Origin of the sequence: Streptomyces sp. CA-142005 (assembly GCF_050942335.1) — a bacterium.
Lineage (GTDB): Bacteria > Actinomycetota > Actinomycetes > Streptomycetales > Streptomycetaceae > Streptomyces.
Map to the genome: position 1 here is coordinate 7,174,597 of NZ_CP192078.1, position 18,351 is coordinate 7,192,947.

Genomic DNA, 18,351 nt, shown 5'->3' on the forward strand with positions numbered 1-18,351 from the left:
AAGACCCGCTCCGGGATTCCACCCGTGATCCACCCCGGCTCCGATCCTCCGACCTGCGCTTTTCCGTAGCTTCGTAGGTGTCGGCAGCACCCGCTCCCGACGGCACCTTCTCGCTCACGGAGGCTTTGATGTCCGGGCTCGTCAACGCGCTGGTGATCGTGGCCGTCGCCGCCATGGTGATCGTGCGGCAGTTCCGCGCCCGCGCGATCAACACCGACCGGCGCTGGTGGCTGATCCCCGTGGTCCTCGCCGTCGTGGCGTTGCGCGAGCCCGGCATCCTCGACGTCCACCACCGTGCGGAATCCGCCGTGCTGCTCGCGGTGGAGCTGTTCATCGGTGTGGCCACGGGCGCCGGCTGGGCATGGACGACCCGCATCTGGACGGAACCGGACGGCGCCGTGTGGACCAAGAGCACCAAGGCGAGCGTTGCGGTATGGATCGTGGGCATAGCGCTGCGCATCGGTGTCTACGCCGTCGGCGCCGTGCTCGGCCTGCGCCAGGACAGCTCCGCCCTGATGTGCGCTCTCGCAGCCACTCTGCTGGTCCGCGGCGGAATTCTGGTCTGGCGGGCGCAGTCCCTCGGCACCGCGAACGACCCCGCCCCGGCGTACGGTGACGGCATGCGGTCGGTCAGGAGGGAGCGCGCGTGAAGGAGAACGCCTGGACGCGCTGGCCGTCACGGGAGGCGCTCGGCCGCCAGGGAATCTCCCGGCCCCGGCGTTTGATCGCCTGGTCCATCAGGTGCCTGGTGATCGGCATGCTCCTGTGGGGCGCGTACAACCAGAGACACGTCGGCCTCTGGGGCGGACTCGCTGCGATGGCCGGGGTCCTCGTCGCTGCTCTCCTTGCCTGGGCCTTCTTCAGGACCACCTACCAGCACCGGCTGGTGCCCTCCCTGACGCTGATGGGCGCACTCGTGGGCGTGGCGGTCGCCGCCGAGACCACGGGGTTCAGAGGACCGGCCCTCGTGATCTGGTGCGGCTGCGGGATCGCCGCCCTGGAACGGCTGCCTCTCGCGGCCGCGGCTCCGGTGACCACGGTGGGCCTGGCCGCGTACGCCGCATTCAACAACGACGTCTGGCTGACCACGGCCGCCTCGGTCGCGGGCATGGCCCTCGCCGGCTACGTCCTGCGGCTGGACGCCGAGGCGCGCGGCCACGCGCAGCAACTGCTCGCCCAGGAGCGCGCCGCCCGGGCCGCCGAGGCCGAGTCCGCGGCGCTGGCCGAGCGTGCCCGCATCGCACGGGAGATCCACGACGTGCTGGCCCACAGCCTCTCGGCGCAGCTGGTGCACCTGGAGGCGGCTCGGCTGCTGATCGAGAAAGGCGCGGACCGTGACCGCATCCTGGAGCGGGTGGTGGCCGCCCGGGGCATGGCCCGCGACGGACTCGCCGAGACCCGGCAGGCCCTGTCCGCGCTGCGGGGCGAGCTGACTCCGCTGGAGGACTTCCTGAGCGAACTCGTCAGCGGGGCCGACGGCGCCGAGGTCACCGTGACGGGTGAGCGCAGACCCCTGCCGGCCGAGGCCTCCCAGGCCGTGCGCAGGGTCGCCCAGGAGGCGCTGACGAACGTGCGCAAGCACGCTCACGGCGCCAAGGTGCACCTGCGGCTCGACTACAGCGAGCACGAAGTGACGCTGGACGTTCGGGACACGGGCGGGCGGCCGGGCGAACTCACGGGATCCGGAGCCGGGTACGGTCTGCTGGGTATGCGCGAGCGGGCCGAACTGCTGGGCGGCTCACTGGACGCGCGGCCCGAGGAGGAGGGGTTCGTGGTGACGCTGAAGGTACCCGTATGACGGAGACGGAGGGGGAGAAGAAGCCCGCACGTGTGGTGGTCGCCGACGACCAGACCGTCGTCCGGGAGGGCATCGTGATGCTGCTCGGGCTGCTGCCCGGGGTGGAGGTCGTGGGTGCCGCGGGAGACGGTGAGGAGGCGGTGCGGCTGGTCGGGGAACTGGCCCCGGACGTGGTCCTGATGGATCTCAGGATGCCCCGCTGTGACGGTGTGGAGGCCACCCGGCGGATCCGCGCCCAGTACCCCGGGACCCAGGTCGTGGTGCTCACCACGTACGCGGACGACGAGTCGCTGTTCCCCGCGCTGCGCGCCGGCGCCCGGGGGTATCTGACCAAGGACGCGGGCGGTGACGAGATCGTGCGTGCCGTGGAGAGCGTGCTGTCGGGGGAAGCAGGTCTGGCGCCCAGTGTCCAGCGCCGGTTGCTGGAGCGGCTGTCACAGCCCGAGCCCGGCCCGCCGGCGACCGTCGAGGCGCCGCCCGACGGACTGACCGCGCGGGAGACCGAGGTGCTGCTGCTGATCGCCGAAGGGCTCAGCAATCAGGAGATCGCCCGCAAGCTGCACGTGTCGACCGCGACCGTGAAGACACACATCAACAACCTCTTCTCCAAAACGGGCCTCAAGGACCGGGCGCAGGCGGTGCGTTACGCCTACAGCAAGGGGCTGGTACGGCCGCCCACGCAGTGACTCACCTGATGGGGTGAAGAGCCGGAGGAAGAAGAGTCAGGGATCTTCCCGATCTGTCCATCCTTGGGCATGCAGTCAAGCAATGGCCGTGCCCGAGGCATGGGGGACGGTCCCGAGAGTTCGTCCGAGAACCGGCAAGACCACGGCGCCCCCGCCCGCGACGTGACGTACGAAGACCCTTGGTACGACGCACTGGCCTCCGGCTGGGGCGAGCTGGAAGGCACCGGCGTTTCGGCGCCGGCGGTGCCACCCGCTCCCCGGGAGCGGAGCGGAGCGGCGGTCCGGGCACGCGATGTGTACGTCGAGGTGCAGCGCAGCGCGGCCTTTCAGGAGGTGCGCACCAGGTACCGGCGGTTCGTCGTGCCGGGAGTCGCCGCCTTCCTCGCCTGGTACGTGGGCTATGTGGTCACCGCCACGACCGCACCGGGGCTCATGGCCCGGCCCGTGGCGGGAGCGGTGAACGTGGCCATGCTGGCCGGGCTCGGACAGTTCCTCACCACGTTCCTGCTGACCTGGGCCTACGCCCGGCACGCGCGGCTGCGCCGGGACCGGGCGGCGCTGGAACTGCGCTGGGACACCCAGGAACTGACCCGCGAAGCGCGGGGAGGTGCCTCATGACCGGTGATCATCAGACGCTGGCGCTGCTGTTGTTCAGTGGTTTCGTGGCCGTCACCCTCGGGATCACGACGTGGGTGAGCCGTCGCCGGCGTGGTTCGGTGGAGGAGTTCTACGCCGGAGGGCGGCTGTTCTCTCCCATGGAAAATGGTTTTGCCATCGCGGGTGACTACATGTCGGCCGCCTCCTTCCTCGGCGTCACCGGGCTCATCGCGCTGTATGGGTACGACGGGATGCTGTACGTCGTGGGATTCCTGGTGGCCTGGCTGGTCGTGCTGTTCCTGGTGGCCGAACTGGTGCGCAACTGCGGGCGGTTCACCCTGGCCGACGTGGTGGCCGCGCGGATGAGCGAACGGCCGGTGCGGATCGCCGCGGGAACGTCCTCGGTCACGGTGTCCGTTCTGTATCTGGTGGCGCAAATGGTCGGCGCGGGCAGTCTGGTGGCGCTGCTGCTGGGGCGGACGAGCGGGGCCGCCCAGGACTGGGCGGTCATCGGGGTCGGCGCGCTCATGGTGATCTATGTGTCGTTGGGAGGGATGCGGGCCACCACCTGGATCCAGATCGTGAAGGCGGTCCTGCTGCTGAGCGGCACGATCGCGCTGACCGTCCTCGTCCTGCTCCGCTTCCACGGCGACGTCGACCGCCTGCTGCTCACGGCCGCGGACCGCAGCGGTCACGGAAGGGCGTTCCTGGCGCCGGGCCTGAAGTACGGCGGGACCTGGACCGCCCGCCTCGACTTCATCAGCCTGGGACTCGCCCTCGTACTGGGCACCGGGGGACTGCCGCACATCCTGTCCCGCTTCTACACCGTGCCCACCGCGCGGGCCGCCCGCCGTTCCGCCGTGTGGTCCATCGGGCTGATCGGCGGCTTCTACCTGATGACGATCGTCCTCGGCTTCGGGGCGGCCGCGGTGGTGGGCACGGACGCGGTGCGCGGTTCGAACGCGGCCGGGAACACGGCGGTACCGCTGCTCGCTCTCGATCTGGGCGGTGGCGCGGGCTCCACCGGGGGCACGGTGCTGTTCGCGGTCGTCGCGGCCGTCGCCTTCGCCACGATCCTCGCCGTGGTCGCCGGTATCACCCTCGCCTCCTCGGCGTCGGTGGCGCACGACCTGTACGCGTCGCTGCGGCGCTCGCGCGGCAAGGCGCGCAGCGAGGTGGCGGTGGCGCGCTGGGCGGCGGTCGGCATCGGTGTCGTGGCGATCGCGCTCGGGCTGCTGGCCCGTGACCTCAATGTCGCCTTCCTCGTCGGCCTCGCCTTCGCCGTCGCCGCCTCGGCGAACCTCCCGGTGCTGCTGTACTCGCTGTTCTGGCGCGGCTTCACCACCCGGGGCGCGATGTGGGCCGTATACGGCGGGCTGGTCCCGGCGCTCGGACTGGTGCTGCTCTCCCCGGTGGTGTCCGGCAGCCCCACCTCGCTGTTCCCGGACGTCGACTTCCAGTACTTCCCGCTGCAGAACCCGGGCATCGTCTCCATCCCGCTCGGCTTCCTCGCCGGCTGGCTCGGCACCATCACCTCCGAGGAGGTCGCGGACGAGGCCAGGTACGCGGAGACGGAGGTTCGGTCGCTGACCGGCGCCGGTGCCGTGTAGCCGGTCACCAGCGGCTCGTACGGGCCGCTACGGCGCCACCCAGGCGTACCGGTGTTCCGGCCGGCCGGTGTCGCCGTACTTCAGGGAGAGCCGGAGCCGGCCGGCCTGTTCCAGGTGGCGGAGATAGCGCTGGGCCGTGGAACGGCTCAGGCCGGTCCTGGCGGCCACCTCGTGGGCGGACAGCGGCTGGGCGGCGTGGTGCAGGACGCCACAGATCAGATCGGTCGTGGGCTCCGAGTGGCCGCTCGGGAGGCCGGGCGCGGACGGTGCGGGAGACGTCCGCAGCGCACCGAAGATCCGGTCCACCTGCTCCTGCCCCGTCAGGCCGCGGCCGCCGACCCGGTCCACCGTGCGCCGCAGCGCGGCATAGGAGTCCAGGCGGGTGCGCAGGGCGGCGAAGGTGAAGGGTTTGACCAGGTAGTGCAGGGCGCCCAGGCGCATCGCCTGCTGGACGGTCGTCACATCGCTGGCCGCGGTGATCATGATGACGTCGGTGCCGTGGCCCTGCTCCCGCATGCGGTGCACGAGGTCGAGACCCGTCTGGTCCGGCAGATAGTGGTCGAGCAGGACCAGGTCGATGGTGCCTCGTTCGACGGCGGCCAGGGCCTGGGCAGCGCTGTGCGCGCGGGCGCTCACCCGGAAGCCGGGAACCTTCCCCACGTACTTGGCGTTTATCTCGGCGACGCGGAAGTCGTCGTCCACGACCAGGACGTCAATCATCAGGCCTCTCCTTCAAGGCCGCCGGGCGTTAAGCCCGTGTTTCGGCTCCGCAGTTGTAGCGCGAGCAAAAAGAGCACAACAGGCTCTTGCGAGCAAAAGAACGGCTTGCGCTCACAAGACTCCTGCTGTGGCCGGGGCCACACCTACCGTCCCGGGCCATGAGCGCACACACCAGCCCCGCCATCGAGCTGCGGGGCGCTAGCAAGATCTTCAGAACCCCGTCAGGGGGACTGCACACAGCCGTGCGCGGTCTGGACCTCACCGTCGAGCGCGGTGAGTTCGTGGCCGTGGTCGGCCCGACCGGCTGCGGCAAGTCCACCACGCTGACGCTGGTCAGCGGTCTGGAGGAGCCCACCGAGGGCGAGGTGCTGGTGGCCGGCGAGCCGGTCGAGGGCGTCGGCGACAAGGTCGGCTTCGTCTTCCAGCAGGACGCCACCTTCCCCTGGCGCACGGTCCTGTCGAACGTCATGGCCGGCCCCCGCTTCCGGGGCGTGCCGAAGGCCGAGGCCAAGGAGAAGGCCCGGGAGTGGCTGGCCCGTGTCGGCCTCGCCGCCTTCGAGGACCGTTACCCGCACCAGCTCTCCGGCGGTCAGCGCAAGCGCGTGGCGCTTGCCGCCACGTTCGTCAACGACCCCGAGATCCTGCTGATGGACGAACCGTTCTCGGCGCTGGACGTGCAGACCCGGGCACTGATGTCGGACGAACTGCTGGAACTGTGGGAGGGCACGGGCGCCTCCGTCGTCTTCGTCACCCACGACCTGGAGGAGTCCATCGCGCTCGCGGACAAGGTCGTCGTGATGACCGCCGGACCCGCGACCGTGAAGCAGGTCTTCGAGATCGACCTGCCCCGGCCGCGCAAGGTGGAGTCGGTGCGACTGGAGCCGCGGTTCATCGAGATCTACCGCGAGATCTGGGAGTCCCTCGGCGAAGAGGTCCGCATCACCCGCGAGAGGGGTGCCGCCCATGTCGCCTGACGTCATGCCCGAGGCCCGGGTTGCGCGGACCATGACCAAGCCCGGCAACAAGACGGAACGCACGCAGTCACGCGCGCGTGCTGCCCGCAGACGCAAGGTCGTCGTCCTGGGCGCCCGCGTGCTGCTCCTGGTCGCCGTCCTCGGCCTGTGGGAGATGCTCTCCCGGGACAAGATCATCGATCAGTTCAACTTCTCGATGCCCTCGAAGATCTGGGAGCAGATCTCGACCTGGGTGATGCACGGGACCGCCCAGGGCTCCCTCGGCGAGCAGATCTGGGCCACGGTTCAGGAGGCGCTGCTCGGCTGGGTGCTCGGTGTGGTCGCAGGTGTCGTGTTCGGCATCGCCCTCGGGCGGATCACCTTCCTCGCCGATGTCCTTGGTCCATACATCAAGGTGCTCAACTCGATACCCAGGATCGTCCTTGCCCCGATCTTCGTGATCTGGTTCGGACTCGGTCCCGCCTCCAAGGTCGCGTCGGCCGTCGTGCTGGTGTTCTTCCCGGTGTTCTTCAACGCCTTCCAGGGCGCCCGTGAAGTCGACCGCAACCTGGTCTCCAACGCCCGGATCCTCGGCGCGAGCGACCGCAGGGTGACGCTCCAGGTCGTCATCCCGTCGGCCACCTCGTGGATCTTCACCAGCCTCCACGTCAGCTTCGGCTTCGCCCTCATCGGCGCCATCGTCGGCGAGTACATCGGCGCGACGAAGGGCATCGGCCTGCTCGTCGCGCAGTCGCAGGGCACCTTCAACGCGGCCGGCGTCTACGCCGCGATGGTCATCCTCGCCGCCGTCGCCCTCGTCGCCGAGGGGCTGCTCACCTTCGCCGAGCGCCGCATCTTCCGGTGGAAGCCGGCGGGCTCCGACAGCTGAACACTCCCGAGCCACCCCGCTATCGAACGCCTTTCCGAGCCACCCCCCTTTCCCCGCACCGCCCTCTCACAAGGACGTGAACCGCCATGCGCAAGTCCGCCAGATACACCACCCTGGCCGCCGCCGGTCTGCTCGCCCTCTCCTCCCTCACCGCCTGTGCCAATGACGCGGCGAGCACCGCCTCGGCAGGTTCCGGCAGCAAGGGTGACGGCAAGGGCACGAAGGTCAAGATCATGGTCGGTGGCCTGGACAAGGTCATCTACCTGCCCGCGATGCTCACCCAGCGGCTCGGCTACTTCGATGCCGAGGGCCTCGACGTGGAGCTGCTGAGCGAGCCCGCCGGCGTCCAGGCCGAGACCGCGCTCGTCTCCGGCCAGGTGCAGGGGGCGGTCGGCTTCTACGACCACACCCTCGACCTGCAGACGAAGGGCAAGGCCGTCGAGTCCGTCGTGCAGTTCTCTCAGGCGCCCGGCGAGGTGGAGATCGTCTCCAACAAGGCGGCCGGCAACATCACTTCGCCCAAGGACTTCAAGGGGAAGAAGCTCGGCATCACCAGCCTCGGTTCCTCGACCGACTTCCTCACCAAGTACCTCGCGGTCAAGAACGGTGTGAAGATCAATGAGTTCAGCCCGGTCGCCGTCGGCGCTGGACCGACCTTCATCGCCGCTCTCCAGCAGGGCTCCATCGACGCCGGCATGACGACGGACCCGACCGTCGCCAACGTCCTCGACAAGAAGCTCGGCAAAATCCTCCTCGACATGCGGACGCCGGAGGGTTCCCAGGAGGCGTTCGGCGGCCCGTACCCGTCGTCGAGCCTGTACATGCAGACGGACTGGGTCAACAGCCACAAGGACACCGTCCAGAAGTTGGCCAATGCATTCGTCAAGACGCTCACGTGGATGTCCACCCACAGCGCGGACGAGATCGCGGCCAAGATGCCCGCCGACTACTCCCAGGGCGACAAGGCGCTCTACGCCGAGGCGATCAAGAGCTCGCTGCCGATGTTCACCAAGGACGGCGTGATGCCCGCCGACGGCCCGGGGACCGTCGAGAAGGTCCTCAAAGCGTTCAACCCCAGCATCAAGAACACCAAGGTGGACCTGAGCAAGACGTTCACGACCGAATTCGTCGAGAAGGCCGCCAAGTGACGTCCGCTCGCTGAAGCCCGCTCAGACGCGGGTCGCCCACACGTAACGGTGTTCGGGGCGGCCCGCGTCGCCGTACTTGAGGGTCAGCCGCGCCCGCCCGGTGCGCTCCAGGAGCTTCAGATACCGCTGGGCCGTCTGCCGGCTCACCCCCGTCCGCTCGGCGATCTCCTGCGCGGACACCGGACCCTCGGCGTTCATCAGCGACTGGCGCACCAGCTCGGCGGTCGTCGGGGAGTGCCCCTTGGGCAGCCCCGGCTCCGAGGGCGCGGACAGGGCGCCGAAGATGCGGTCCACCTGCGCCTGTTCGGCCTCGCCGCCGCCGTCCAGCGTGCGCCGCAGCTGTGCGTACGCCTCCAGCTTGGCGCGCAGACCGGCGAAGGCGAACGGTTTCACCAGGTACTGCAGCGCACCCTGGCGCATCGCGGCCTGCACGGTCGACACGTCCCGCGCCGCCGTCACCATGATCACGTCGGCCTGGTGGCCGCGCCGGCGCATCTCCCGGACGACCGCGAGACCGGTGTCGTCGGGCAGGTAGTGGTCCATGAGGACCAGGTCCAGCCGGGGCAGTGTCTCCACCTGCCGCAGCGCCTCGGCGGCGCTGTGCGCCTCGCCGGCCACACGGAACCCCGGCACCTTCGCCACGTACGCGGCGTTGACCCGGGCGACGCGCGAGTCGTCGTCCACGACCAGGACCTCGATCATCGGGTCTCCTCCTCGGTGACGGCAGCGGGCGCGAGGGACTTCTCCGGCACCGCGGGGCGAAGCTCCGGCTCGGTCAGCGCCTCCGGCAGAACCACGGTGAACTCCGCGCCGCCGCCCGCCGCCTCGTCCACCGTCGCGCTTCCGCCCTGCCGTTGGGCGAGCCGGCTCACCAGCGAGAGCCCGAGGCCCCGTTTGCCGTGCGCGGGCGGCTTCTTGGTGGACCACCCCTCCGTGAAGATCAGCTCCCGCTGGTCCGCCGGGATCCCGGGGCCCGTGTCCCGCACCCTGAGGACGACCGTACGGCCCTCGGTGCGCAACTCGACCTCCACGCGCGCGTGGAGCGTGCCGGCGACCGCGTCGAGGGCGTTGTCCACCAGGTTGCCCACGACCGTGACCAGACCCCGCGGATCGATGAGCCGGTCGGGCAGCCTGGTGTGCTCGGACACCCACAGCGCGACTCCGCGCTCGGCGGCGACGGTCGCCTTGCCGACCAGCAGCGCGGCGAGCAGGGGATCCTGGATCTTCTCGGTGACCTGCTCGGCGGTGGCCCGGTGGTCGCCGACCACCTCGCCGACGAACTCCACGGCGTCGTCGTACATCTCCAGTTCCAGCAGCCCGAGCAGGGTGTGCATGCGGTTGGCGTGCTCGTGGTCCTGGGCGCGCAGGGCGTCGATCAGCCCGCGCGTGGAGTCCAGTTCGCGCCCCAGCTGCTCCAGTTCGGTGCGGTCGCGCAGGGTCGCGACGGCGCCGCCGTCATCGGTGGGCATGCGGTTGGCGACCAGCACGCGCTGGCCGCGCACGGTGAGCAGGTCGGTGCCGGTCGCCCGGCCGGCCAGGACGTCCGTCGTACGGCCCGTGCCGAGCGCCTCGTCGGGGGTCTGCCCGACGGCCTCGTCGCCGATGCCGAGCAGCCGCCGCGCCTCGTCGTTGAGCAGGCGGATACGGCCGCCACGGTCGAGGGCGACCACGCCCTCGCGGATGCCGTGCAGCATCGCCTCGCGCTCCGCGAGCAGCGCCGAGATGTCGGAGAAGGCCAGGTCCCGGGTCTGCCGCTGGACTCGCCGGGAGATCAGCCAGGCGGCCAGCGCGCCCACCGCGAGAGCGCCGCCGGCGTACGCGAACAGGCCCGGGATCGCGCTGATCAGCCGCGCCCGCACGCTGTCGTAGGCGATACCGACCGAGACCGCCCCGATGATGCGGTGGTGCGGGTCGTACAGCGGTACCTTGCCGCGGGCGGAGCGGCCCAGGGTGCCCTTGTCGATCTCCATGACCTCGTGACCGGCCAGGGCGTCCCTAGGGCTCGTGGAGACGTGGTGACCGATCTCCTCGGGGGTCGGATGCGACCAGCGCATGCCGCGGTGGTCCATCACCACGATGTACTCGGCGTGCGTGGCGTGCCGGATCCGCTCCGCCTCCCGTTGCACCGGGCCGCTCGTGCTCGGCGGGGTGGTCAGGACACCCTCGGCGATCTGCGGATCCTGGGCCGTGGTCTCGGCGATGGCGAGCGCGCGGCGCATCGCCTCCTGGTCCAGCTGCTTGCTCAGCGGCGCCAGGAACAGCCCGGTCGCGAGCACCGCGACCCCCGCGGCGATCACCACCTGCATCAGCAGCACCTGTGAGAACACCCGCCGCGGCAGACCGAGGCGCAGACGGCGTGCGGGGGGAGTGGGACTCATACCCACGACGGTACGTGCGGTGGCCCGACGCGCCCCAGGGGGTGTGGTGGGGATCTCTTGACCCGTTCTTGAAAGAGGCGGTCACCGAAGGAAGGCGGTCGCTCAGCTCGCCAGCGCCGTCGGCCTCAGCTCGCGGACGGACACGACGTCCATCCGGGCCGGCGTGCCGAGCACCGCCGCGCCGCAGCTCTCCGGACGGGGCGGCAGCGCCGCACCCTGCGCCACGGTCACCCGCCAGCGGCGGCCGTCGGCGTGCCCGACGGTGACCTCCCAGCGCGGCGCGGCCCCGTCGGTCCGTACGACGCTCAGCAGCCCCGCCCGGTACTCGCCCGCCACCGACCGGACGGCCAGCTCGGCCGCCTGACCGGGCCGTTCCCAGGCGGAGCAGCCGCGGCACCCCTCGACCACCACGCGCCCCTCCTGCGCGCCGTGCAGCGCCTCCTTGATGGTGTGCGCCTCGGCGCGGCCGTAGGCGTAGCCGTACGGCAGGACGAGCACGGTCGGCGAGAAGCGATGTCCACCCAGATGGGTGACCTCCCAGACGCCGCGCACCCCGGAGGCGCACAGTTCGGCGGCGAGGGGACGGCCCAGAAGGGCGCAGCAGCGGTCGCGCTTGCCGTTGGTGCACACGAGCGCGAGCGGGTCGCCGCGGTACGGGCGCCCGTCGAGCGCGGTGCCGAAGGAGTGGTGGTCACCCGCTCCGAGGGCGGCGAAGTCGAGGTCGAGCAGGCGGCGCGGATCGCGGGTCGTGGCGCCGTGCAGCCACACGCGGCCGGGCACGGTGTGGGCGGCGTACACCTGCCGGACGGCGGGTGTGCCGGGGTCGGCGTGGCGCCCGGGGCGCCGGATGAGCGCGAGGCGTACGCCGGTGCCCTCGGCGGCCGCCTCCAGCGCCCGCCCCACCGCCGGGTCCAGGTGGCTCGAAGTGAGCGCCTTGGCGCCCCACGGACCGGGCTGTTCCAGCAGCAGCCACGTCGTTGCCGTGGCCGCCGTACCGGAGACGGGCTCGTCGAGGCTCCGGGAGACGGTCGCACACGTACTCACAGAGGTGAGCCTAACCTGACTCTCCCCGGGGCGACTTCCGGCCGTGGTCGTGTCCTACTCCGGGAGGGTGTCGGGGCCGGGCTGCTCCGGCAGCGGCAGCGGCTGCGGAGGCCGCGGGCCGACGTACTGGCCCACGGGGCGCATGCGCAGCGGGCGCTCGCCGTACTCCTCCATGGCGTGTGCGATCCAGCCCGCCGTCCGGGCGACGGCGAAGATCGTCTCGCCGGCGGTGGCGGGCATGCCGCTGGACGCGGTGAACACCGCCAGGGCCAGGTCGACGTTGGCGTGCAGCGGGGTGTGCCGGGCGGTCGTGGCGACGACGTCCCGGGCGGCGAGCAGGGCGGACTCCGCGCGCGGGACCTGTTCCAGCAGGCCGAAGAGCACGCTCGCCCGCGGGTCCTCGCCGGTGTACAGCCGGTGGCCGAGCCCCGGGACCCGGCGGCCCGCGCGCAGTTCGTCGGCGATCACCGGGACCGCCGTGCCCTGGTCGAGCACGTCGAGCAGCATGCGGTGGGCGGTGCCGCTCGCGGCGCCGTGCAGCGGGCCCTCCAGGACGCCGAGCCCGGCCGAGACGGCCGCGTAGGCGTGCGCGCGGGCCGAGGCGGCGACCCGGACCGCGAGCGTGGAGGCGGCCAGATCGTGGTCGGCGAGGAGGGCGAGAGCGGTGTCCAGGACGCGCAGGGACGCCTCGTCGGCGGGGCGGCCGGTCAGCCGGCCCCAGAGCCGCCGGGCGAGCGGGCCGTCGTCCTTGTGGTCGCGCCGGACCGGCGGCAGCGCGTCGACGAGCGTGGGGATCAGGATCCGCGCGGTGTTCAGCACTGCGTCCTCGGACAGGTCGAAGCGCAGCGGGTCCTCGGCCGCCGCGGCGACGGCCGCCACCCGCAGCCGGTCGGTGGGGGAGGCGTGCTCGGACAGCGCGTCCACCGCTCGGCGCGCGACGTCGACGGTGGGGCGGGGTGCGGAGAGGGTCACGCCAGGGGTGAGCCGGCCGGTCCACAGCCACTCCGCGACCTCCTCGTAGGAGTGACGGAGCGCCAGCTCGACGGCGTCCACGCCCCGGAAGTAGTACCGGTCCTGCTCGATCAGCGTGATGCGGGTGCGGACGGACAGGTCCCCGCCGGAGCCCGGGGTGCCGGCCGCCTCCCGGCGGTGGCGCCGGGCGAGGGCCTCGACCTCCTTCGCCTCGAAGGTGCTGGCACGGCCGCCGGGCTCGCGCCTGCTGCTGAGCAGGCCGCGGCTGACGTACGCGTACACCGTCTCCGGCTTCACGCCGAGCAGTTCGGCGGTCTCCTTGGTGGTCAACCTGCGCCCGGGACGGCCGGGAGCGGGTTCGTGATCGCGCATGGGGGTCACCGTAGCCGCCTCTGCACATGTTGAGCGGATCGAGTTGATTCAATCAATATTGACAAGCAAATAGTCAAGCATGGACAGTCGGATCAAGTCCAGGGAGGAGAACCATGACCATCGACAGGACCGCGACCCCGCTCATCGACGCACCGCGCGGACTCGCCGGCGTCGTCGTCACCGAGACCGAGATCGGTGACGTCCGGGGGCGCGAGGGCTTCTACCACTACCGCCAGTACTCGGCCGTCGAACTCGCGCGGACCCGCGGCTTCGAGGACGTCTGGCATCTCCTGGTCCACGGCACGCTCCCCGACGCGGAGCGCCGCGCCGCCTTCACCGCCGAGACCGCGGCGCTGCGGCGGCTGCCCGAGGAGGTCCGCGCTGTGCTTCCCGCGATCGCCGCGGCGAGCCGCGTCTCCGGCCCGCTGGCCGGGCTGCGCACGGCCCTGTCCCTGCTGGGCTCGGCACGGGGACTGCGACCGGTGTACGACATAGACGCCGACCGGCGCCGCGCCGACACCCTGGCCGTGTGCGCGGCCGTACCCACGCTGCTCACCGCGCTGTACCGGCTGGGGGAGGGCCTCGACCCCGTCGAGCCGCGCGAGGACCTGCCGTACGCGGCCAACTACCTGTACATGCTCACGGGTGAGGAGCCCGAGCCGCGGCGGGCGCGTGCGGTCGAGCAATACTTGATCTCAACCGTTGATCATGGATTCAATGCATCAACCTTCACGGCCCGCGTCATCGCCTCCACCGGAGCCGACGTGGCCGCTTGCCTGACCGGAGCCGTGGGTGCCCTGTCCGGGCCGCTGCACGGAGGCGCGCCCAGCCGGGCCCTGGACACCCTGGACGCCATCGGCACGCCGGACAGGATCGACCCCTGGATCCGCGAGCGGGTGCTCGCCGGCGACCGGATCATGGGCTTCGGACACGCCGTCTACCGCACGGAGGACCCCCGTTCGCGGATGCTGCGGGAGATCGCGCAGAGCTTCGGCGGTCCGCGCGTGGATTTCGCGGTGGAGGTCGAACGCCGGGTCGAGGCGATCCTCGCCGAGCTGAAGCCCGGCCGCGAACTCCACACCAACGTCGAGTTCTACGCCGGCGTGGTCATGGAACTCTGCGGACTGCCCCGCGAGATGTTCACCCCCACCTTCGCCGAGGCGCGCGTGGTGGGCTGGAGCGCCAACATCCTGGAACAGGCGGCCGACTCGAAGATCATCCGTCCGGTCGCGCGGTACGTGGGGCCGACGCCGCCGGTCGCGGTGCCGGCCGCCGGCTGACGCACCCGCCCCAGGGGCCCCTCCTATCCTGGACCGGCAGTCGGTCCGCACGAGAGAGGTCGCCCGTTGGGGAACAGCCCGGTGAACAGCCCGGACAGCAGTCGTAGCCCGCAGCAGATCCCGGTCGTCGTGCTCGCCGGTTTCCTCGGCTCCGGGAAGACCACGCTCCTCAACCACCTGCTGCACCGCAGCGGAGGCAGCCGGATCGGGGCGATCGTCAACGACTTCGGGGCCATCGAGATCGACGCCATGGCCGTCGCGGGAGCCCTCGGCGACTCGACCGTCTCGCTCGGCAACGGCTGCCTGTGCTGTGCCGTCGACGCGAGCGAGCTCGACCTCTACCTGGACCGGCTCGCCGACCCCGGCACCGGCATCGACGTGATCGTCATCGAGGCCAGCGGGCTCGCCGAGCCGCAGGAACTCGTGCGGATGGTGCTGGCCGCCGAGCACCCGAGGGTTGTCTACGGCGGCCTGGTGGAGGTCGTGGACGCCGCCGAGTTCGACGACACGCGCGCGAAGCACCCCGAGATCGACCGGCATCTGGCCCTCGCCGACCTCGTCGTCGTCAACAAGCTCGACCGCGTGGACGACGCCGACCGGGTGCTGGACCTCGTCCGCGCGCTCACCGACCGCGCCGCCGTCGTCCCCGCCACCTACGGCCGTATCGACCCCGAGTTCCTCTTCGACTGCAAGCCGAGCGAGGAGCGCATCGGGCAGCTGTCCTTCGACGACCTCCACGAGCACACCGGGGGCGAGGAACACGCCGGTCATCTGCACACCGGCTACGACAGCCTGTCCTTCATCTCCGAGGTCCCCCTGGAACCCCGCCGGCTCATGCGGTTCCTGGACAGCCGCCCCGAGGGGCTGTACCGCATCAAGGGGTACGTCGACTTCGGGCCGTACGACACCCTCAACCGGTACGCCGTGCACGCCGTCGGCCGGTTCCTGCGCTTCTACCCGGAGCCCTGGGGCGCCGCCGGCGACCGTCTGACCCAGCTCGTGCTGATCGGCTCCGGCATCGACACCGAGGCCCTCGGCCAGGAGCTCAAGGGGTGCCGGAACGACGCCCCACACGCCGACGAACACGGCATGTGGGGCGTCCTGCGCTACGTACCCGGCCCGCACGGGACGGACCTGGAGGATCCGCCCGCCTAGAGCACCGGTCCCGCGACCACCGCCACCGTCTTCGGCAGCGACGTGCCCGAACCGTCCCGGCGCGGGTCCAGCTCCGGCAGCTCCGCCGGGGTGCCGTTCTTCTGTGCCGCGCGCGCGGGAACCACGCCCGCCCAGGCCAGCGACAGGCAGTCCTCGCCCTTCAGGAACCGCTGGCAGCGCACGCCGCCCGTGGCCCGGCCCTTGCGCGGGTACTGGTCGAACGGGGTCAGCTTGGCGGTCGTCTGCACCGAGTCGTCCAGCGTGCCGCGCGAGCCCGCGACCGTGAACACCACCGCGTCGGCAGCCGGGTCGACCGCCGTGAAGGAGATGACCTTCGCGCCCTCGGAGAGCTTGATGCCCGCCATACCGCCCGCCGGGCGGCCCTGCGGGCGCACGATGGACGCCTGGAAGCGCAGCAGCTGGGCGTCGTCGGTGATGAAGACCAGGTCCTCCTCGCCGGTGCGCAGCTCCACCGCGCCGACGATCCGGTCACCCTCCTTCAGTGTGATGACCTCCAACTCGTCCTTGTTGGACGGGTAGTCGGGCACCACGCGCTTGACGATCCCCTGCTCGGTGCCGAGCGCCAGGCCCGGGGACGACTCGTCCAGCGTGGTCAGGCAGACCACCGTCTCGTCGTCCTCCAGGGAGACGAACTCCGCCAGCGGCGCGCCTCCGGAGAGGTTCGGCGCGGCCGCCGTCTCCGGCAGCTGGGGCAGGTCGACCACGTTGATCCGCAGCAGCCGGCCCGCCGAGGTGACCGCGCCGATCTCGCCGCGCGCGGTCGCCGGGACCGCGGAGACGATCACGTCGTGCTTGACGCGCTTGGCGCCCTCCTGCTCCGGGAACGGCTCGGCGGTCGCCGTACGGGCCAGCAGGCCCGTCGAGGACAGCAGCACCCGGCACGGGTCGTCGGCGACCTGCAGCGGCACCGTGGCCACCGGGGCGCCCGCGGACTCCAGCAGGACCGTACGCCGGTCGGTGCCGAACTTCTTGGACACGGCGGCCAGTTCGGCCGAGACCAGCTTGCGCAGCTCCGCGTCGGACTCCAGGATCCGGGTCAGCTCCGCGATCTCCGCGGTGAGCCTGTCCTTCTCCGCCTCCAGCTCGATGCGGTCGTACTTGGTGAGGCGGCGCAGCGGCGTGTCGAGGATGTACTGCGTCTGGACCTCGCTCAGCGAGAAGCGCCGCATCAGGCGCTCCTTGGCCTGCGCGGAGTTCTCGCTGGAGCGGATCAGCCGGATGACCTCGTCGATGTCGACCAGCGCGGTCAGCAGACCCTCGACCAGGTGCAGCCGGTCGCGCCTCTTGCCGCGCCGGAACTCGCTGCGGCGCCGGACCACGTCGAAGCGGTGGTCGAGATAGACCTCCAGCAGCTCCTTCAGGCCCAGCGTGAGCGGCTGGCCGTCCACCAGCGCGACGTTGTTGATGCCGAAGGACTCCTCCATCGGGGTCAGCTTGTACAGCTGCTCCAGGATCGCCTCCGGCACGAAGCCGTTCTTGATCTCGATGACCAGGCGCAGGCCGTGCTCACGGTCGGTGAGGTCCTTGACGTCGGCGATGCCCTGGACCTTCTTGCCGTTGACCAGGTCCTTGATCTTCGCGATGACCTTCTCGGGGCCGACCGTGAAGGGCAGTTCGGTGACGACCAGGCCCTTGCGGCGGGCGGTCACCGTCTCGATCGAGACCGTCGCGCGCATCTTGAAGGTGCCGCGGCCCGTCGCGTACGCGTCCCGGATGCCGTCCAGGCCGACGATCCGGCCGCCGGTGGGCAGGTCCGGGCCCGGGACGTGCTTCATGAGCGCGTCCAGGTCCGCGTTCGGGTGCCTGATCAGGTGGCGGGCGGCGGCGATGACCTCGCGCAGGTTGTGCGGCGGCATGTTCGTCGCCATGCCGACCGCGATGCCCGAGGAGCCGTTGACCAGCAGGTTCGGGAAGGCGGCGGGCAGCGCCACCGGCTCCCGCTCCTGGCCGTCGTAGTTCGGCGCGAAGTCGACCGTGTCCTCGTCGATCGACTCGGTCATCAGGCTCGTCGCCTCGGCCTGCCGGCACTCGGTGTACCGCATGGCGGCGGGCGGGTCGTCGTTGCCCAGCGAGCCGAAGTTGCCGTGGCCGTCGACCAGCGGCACGCGCATGGAGAACGGCTGGGCCATGCGCACCAGGGCGTCGTAGATCGACGCGTCGCCGTGCGGGTGCAGCTTGCCCATGACCTCGCCGACGACACGCGCGCACTTCACATAGCCGCGGTCGGGGCGCAGGCCCATCTCGTTCATCTGGTACACGATCCGGCGGTGCACCGGCTTGAGGCCGTCACGGGCGTCCGGCAGGGCGCGCGAGTAGATGACCGAGTACGCGTACTCGAGGTAGGAGCCACGCATCTCGTCCACGACGTCGATGTCGAGGATCCTCTCCTCGAACGAATCGTCGGGCGGCGGGGTCTTCGTGCTGCGGCGGGCCATCGCTGCCGGCTCCTTGCTACTGAAGCGTTTGATGGATCTGACGCGGACCATTGTGGACCGCGGCACTGACAACCCGGGCCATGGCCCGGTCTTCCGCGGTCCGCCCGGCACCGCAAGGCACACCGGACCGGCACCGCACAGTGCCCGCCGGCCGTCCTGCGGGCACGCGAGTCGCAGGTTACGGGATCCGCTGTGGGCGTACGTCCCGCCGGAACTTCGCCGAGGCCCCGCACGGTTTGCATACAGTGGCAGGAACGGCAGGAAAACCGCGGTTTTCACAACCGCCTCCGCTC

The 18,351-nt window shown here is 71.1% G+C and carries 16 protein-coding genes; 10 read left to right on the forward strand and 6 right to left on the reverse strand.

Going from position 1 to position 18,351, the window contains the following annotated elements:
• The first annotated feature begins 128 nt into the window (after positions 1-128).
• The 5 genes from ACQPXS_RS33430 (at position 129) to ACQPXS_RS33450 (ending at position 4,691) form a co-directional block, all read left to right on the forward strand.
• Positions 129-650: a DUF1453 domain-containing protein gene (locus tag ACQPXS_RS33430; protein WP_433453080.1), complete on the forward strand. Its 522-nt coding sequence runs from the start codon at positions 129-131 to the stop codon at positions 648-650.
• On the forward strand, positions 647-1,798 hold the full coding sequence (locus tag ACQPXS_RS33435) for a sensor histidine kinase (protein ID WP_356305021.1): 1,152 nt from the start codon (positions 647-649) through the stop codon (positions 1,796-1,798). The genes ACQPXS_RS33430 and ACQPXS_RS33435 overlap by 4 nt, the downstream gene beginning before the upstream one ends.
• A complete protein-coding gene (locus tag ACQPXS_RS33440) occupies positions 1,795-2,484 on the forward strand; it encodes a response regulator transcription factor (RefSeq protein WP_390680852.1) in 690 nt (229 codons plus the stop codon). Before ACQPXS_RS33435 ends, ACQPXS_RS33440 begins: the two co-directional genes overlap by 4 nt.
• A gap of 69 nt (positions 2,485-2,553) precedes the next feature.
• Positions 2,554-3,102, forward strand: a complete 549-nt coding sequence (locus tag ACQPXS_RS33445) for a DUF485 domain-containing protein (RefSeq protein ID WP_433453081.1) — start codon at positions 2,554-2,556, stop codon at positions 3,100-3,102.
• Positions 3,099-4,691 (forward strand): solute symporter family protein, encoded by a 1,593-nt coding sequence (locus tag ACQPXS_RS33450; RefSeq protein ID WP_433453082.1) that lies wholly within the window; start codon positions 3,099-3,101, stop codon positions 4,689-4,691. Before ACQPXS_RS33445 ends, ACQPXS_RS33450 begins: the two co-directional genes overlap by 4 nt.
• Positions 4,692-4,718: 27 nt before the next feature.
• Here ACQPXS_RS33450 and ACQPXS_RS33455 read toward each other — a convergent pair whose 3' ends face one another.
• Positions 4,719-5,411, reverse strand: coding sequence for a response regulator (locus tag ACQPXS_RS33455; protein ID WP_433453084.1), 693 nt, complete (start codon positions 5,409-5,411; stop codon positions 4,719-4,721).
• Between the two features lie 158 nt (positions 5,412-5,569).
• Here ACQPXS_RS33455 and ACQPXS_RS33460 point away from each other — a divergent pair, with 158 nt between their 5' ends.
• The 3 genes from ACQPXS_RS33460 to ACQPXS_RS33470 all read left to right on the forward strand — a co-directional run bounded on the left by ACQPXS_RS33460 (position 5,570) and on the right by ACQPXS_RS33470 (position 8,401).
• Entirely contained in the window at positions 5,570-6,385 is an 816-nt protein-coding gene (locus ACQPXS_RS33460) for an ABC transporter ATP-binding protein (protein WP_351805927.1), read from the forward strand.
• Positions 6,375-7,253: an ABC transporter permease gene (locus ACQPXS_RS33465; protein ID WP_433453086.1), complete on the forward strand. Its 879-nt coding sequence runs from the start codon at positions 6,375-6,377 to the stop codon at positions 7,251-7,253. The genes ACQPXS_RS33460 and ACQPXS_RS33465 overlap by 11 nt, the downstream gene beginning before the upstream one ends.
• 86 nt (positions 7,254-7,339) lie before the next feature.
• On the forward strand, positions 7,340-8,401 hold the full coding sequence (locus ACQPXS_RS33470; protein WP_433453088.1) for an ABC transporter substrate-binding protein: 1,062 nt from the start codon (positions 7,340-7,342) through the stop codon (positions 8,399-8,401).
• 21 nt (positions 8,402-8,422) lie between these two features.
• Here ACQPXS_RS33470 and ACQPXS_RS33475 read toward each other — a convergent pair whose 3' ends face one another.
• From ACQPXS_RS33475 to ACQPXS_RS33490, 4 genes are all read right to left on the reverse strand, one after another.
• Positions 8,423-9,103 (reverse strand): response regulator, encoded by a 681-nt coding sequence (locus ACQPXS_RS33475; protein ID WP_433453090.1) that lies wholly within the window; start codon positions 9,101-9,103, stop codon positions 8,423-8,425.
• A complete protein-coding gene (locus ACQPXS_RS33480) occupies positions 9,100-10,779 on the reverse strand; it encodes an ATP-binding protein (RefSeq protein WP_433453091.1) in 1,680 nt (559 codons plus the stop codon). The genes ACQPXS_RS33475 and ACQPXS_RS33480 overlap by 4 nt, the downstream gene beginning before the upstream one ends.
• Positions 10,780-10,881: 102 nt before the next feature.
• The gene (locus ACQPXS_RS33485) at positions 10,882-11,823 is read right to left on the reverse strand and encodes a sucrase ferredoxin (RefSeq protein WP_433453093.1); all 942 of its coding nucleotides are present in this window, start codon (positions 11,821-11,823) and stop codon (positions 10,882-10,884) included.
• Positions 11,824-11,877: 54 nt separating this feature from the next.
• A complete protein-coding gene (locus ACQPXS_RS33490; RefSeq protein WP_433453095.1) occupies positions 11,878-13,167 on the reverse strand; it encodes a citrate synthase in 1,290 nt (429 codons plus the stop codon).
• A gap of 113 nt (positions 13,168-13,280) precedes the next feature.
• Between ACQPXS_RS33490 and ACQPXS_RS33495 the strand changes: the two genes are divergently transcribed.
• Both ACQPXS_RS33495 and ACQPXS_RS33500 read left to right on the forward strand, forming a co-directional pair.
• Positions 13,281-14,447 (forward strand): citrate synthase, encoded by a 1,167-nt coding sequence (locus ACQPXS_RS33495; RefSeq protein WP_433453097.1) that lies wholly within the window; start codon positions 13,281-13,283, stop codon positions 14,445-14,447.
• Positions 14,448-14,528: 81 nt separating this feature from the next.
• Positions 14,529-15,602 (forward strand): CobW family GTP-binding protein, encoded by a 1,074-nt coding sequence (locus tag ACQPXS_RS33500; protein ID WP_433453099.1) that lies wholly within the window; start codon positions 14,529-14,531, stop codon positions 15,600-15,602.
• On the opposite strand, the gene ACQPXS_RS33505 is transcribed toward ACQPXS_RS33500, so the two are convergent.
• Entirely contained in the window at positions 15,599-18,058 is a 2,460-nt protein-coding gene (locus ACQPXS_RS33505) for a DNA gyrase/topoisomerase IV subunit A (RefSeq protein ID WP_433453101.1), read from the reverse strand. The genes ACQPXS_RS33500 and ACQPXS_RS33505 overlap by 4 nt on opposite strands.
• Between the last annotated feature and the right edge of the window lie 293 nt (positions 18,059-18,351).

Bases quoted from the DNA above. Each gene is read 5' to 3' on its own strand.
- ACQPXS_RS33495 (WP_433453097.1), top strand. From the start codon at position 13,281: ATGACCATCGACAGGACCGCGACCCCGCTCATCGACGCACCGCGCGGA.
- ACQPXS_RS33455 (WP_433453084.1), bottom strand. From the start codon at position 5,411: ATGATTGACGTCCTGGTCGTGGACGACGACTTCCGCGTCGCCGAGATA.
- ACQPXS_RS33430 (WP_433453080.1), top strand. From the start codon at position 129: ATGTCCGGGCTCGTCAACGCGCTGGTGATCGTGGCCGTCGCCGCCATG.
- ACQPXS_RS33445 (WP_433453081.1), top strand. From the start codon at position 2,554: ATGCAGTCAAGCAATGGCCGTGCCCGAGGCATGGGGGACGGTCCCGAG.
- ACQPXS_RS33470 (WP_433453088.1), top strand. From the start codon at position 7,340: ATGCGCAAGTCCGCCAGATACACCACCCTGGCCGCCGCCGGTCTGCTC.
- ACQPXS_RS33460 (WP_351805927.1), top strand. From the start codon at position 5,570: ATGAGCGCACACACCAGCCCCGCCATCGAGCTGCGGGGCGCTAGCAAG.
- ACQPXS_RS33490 (WP_433453095.1), bottom strand. From the start codon at position 13,167: ATGCGCGATCACGAACCCGCTCCCGGCCGTCCCGGGCGCAGGTTGACC.
- ACQPXS_RS33475 (WP_433453090.1), bottom strand. From the start codon at position 9,103: ATGATCGAGGTCCTGGTCGTGGACGACGACTCGCGCGTCGCCCGGGTC.
- ACQPXS_RS33440 (WP_390680852.1), top strand. From the start codon at position 1,795: ATGACGGAGACGGAGGGGGAGAAGAAGCCCGCACGTGTGGTGGTCGCC.
- ACQPXS_RS33505 (WP_433453101.1), bottom strand. From the start codon at position 18,058: ATGGCCCGCCGCAGCACGAAGACCCCGCCGCCCGACGATTCGTTCGAG.
- ACQPXS_RS33450 (WP_433453082.1), top strand. From the start codon at position 3,099: ATGACCGGTGATCATCAGACGCTGGCGCTGCTGTTGTTCAGTGGTTTC.
- ACQPXS_RS33465 (WP_433453086.1), top strand. From the start codon at position 6,375: ATGTCGCCTGACGTCATGCCCGAGGCCCGGGTTGCGCGGACCATGACC.
- ACQPXS_RS33480 (WP_433453091.1), bottom strand. From the start codon at position 10,779: ATGAGTCCCACTCCCCCCGCACGCCGTCTGCGCCTCGGTCTGCCGCGG.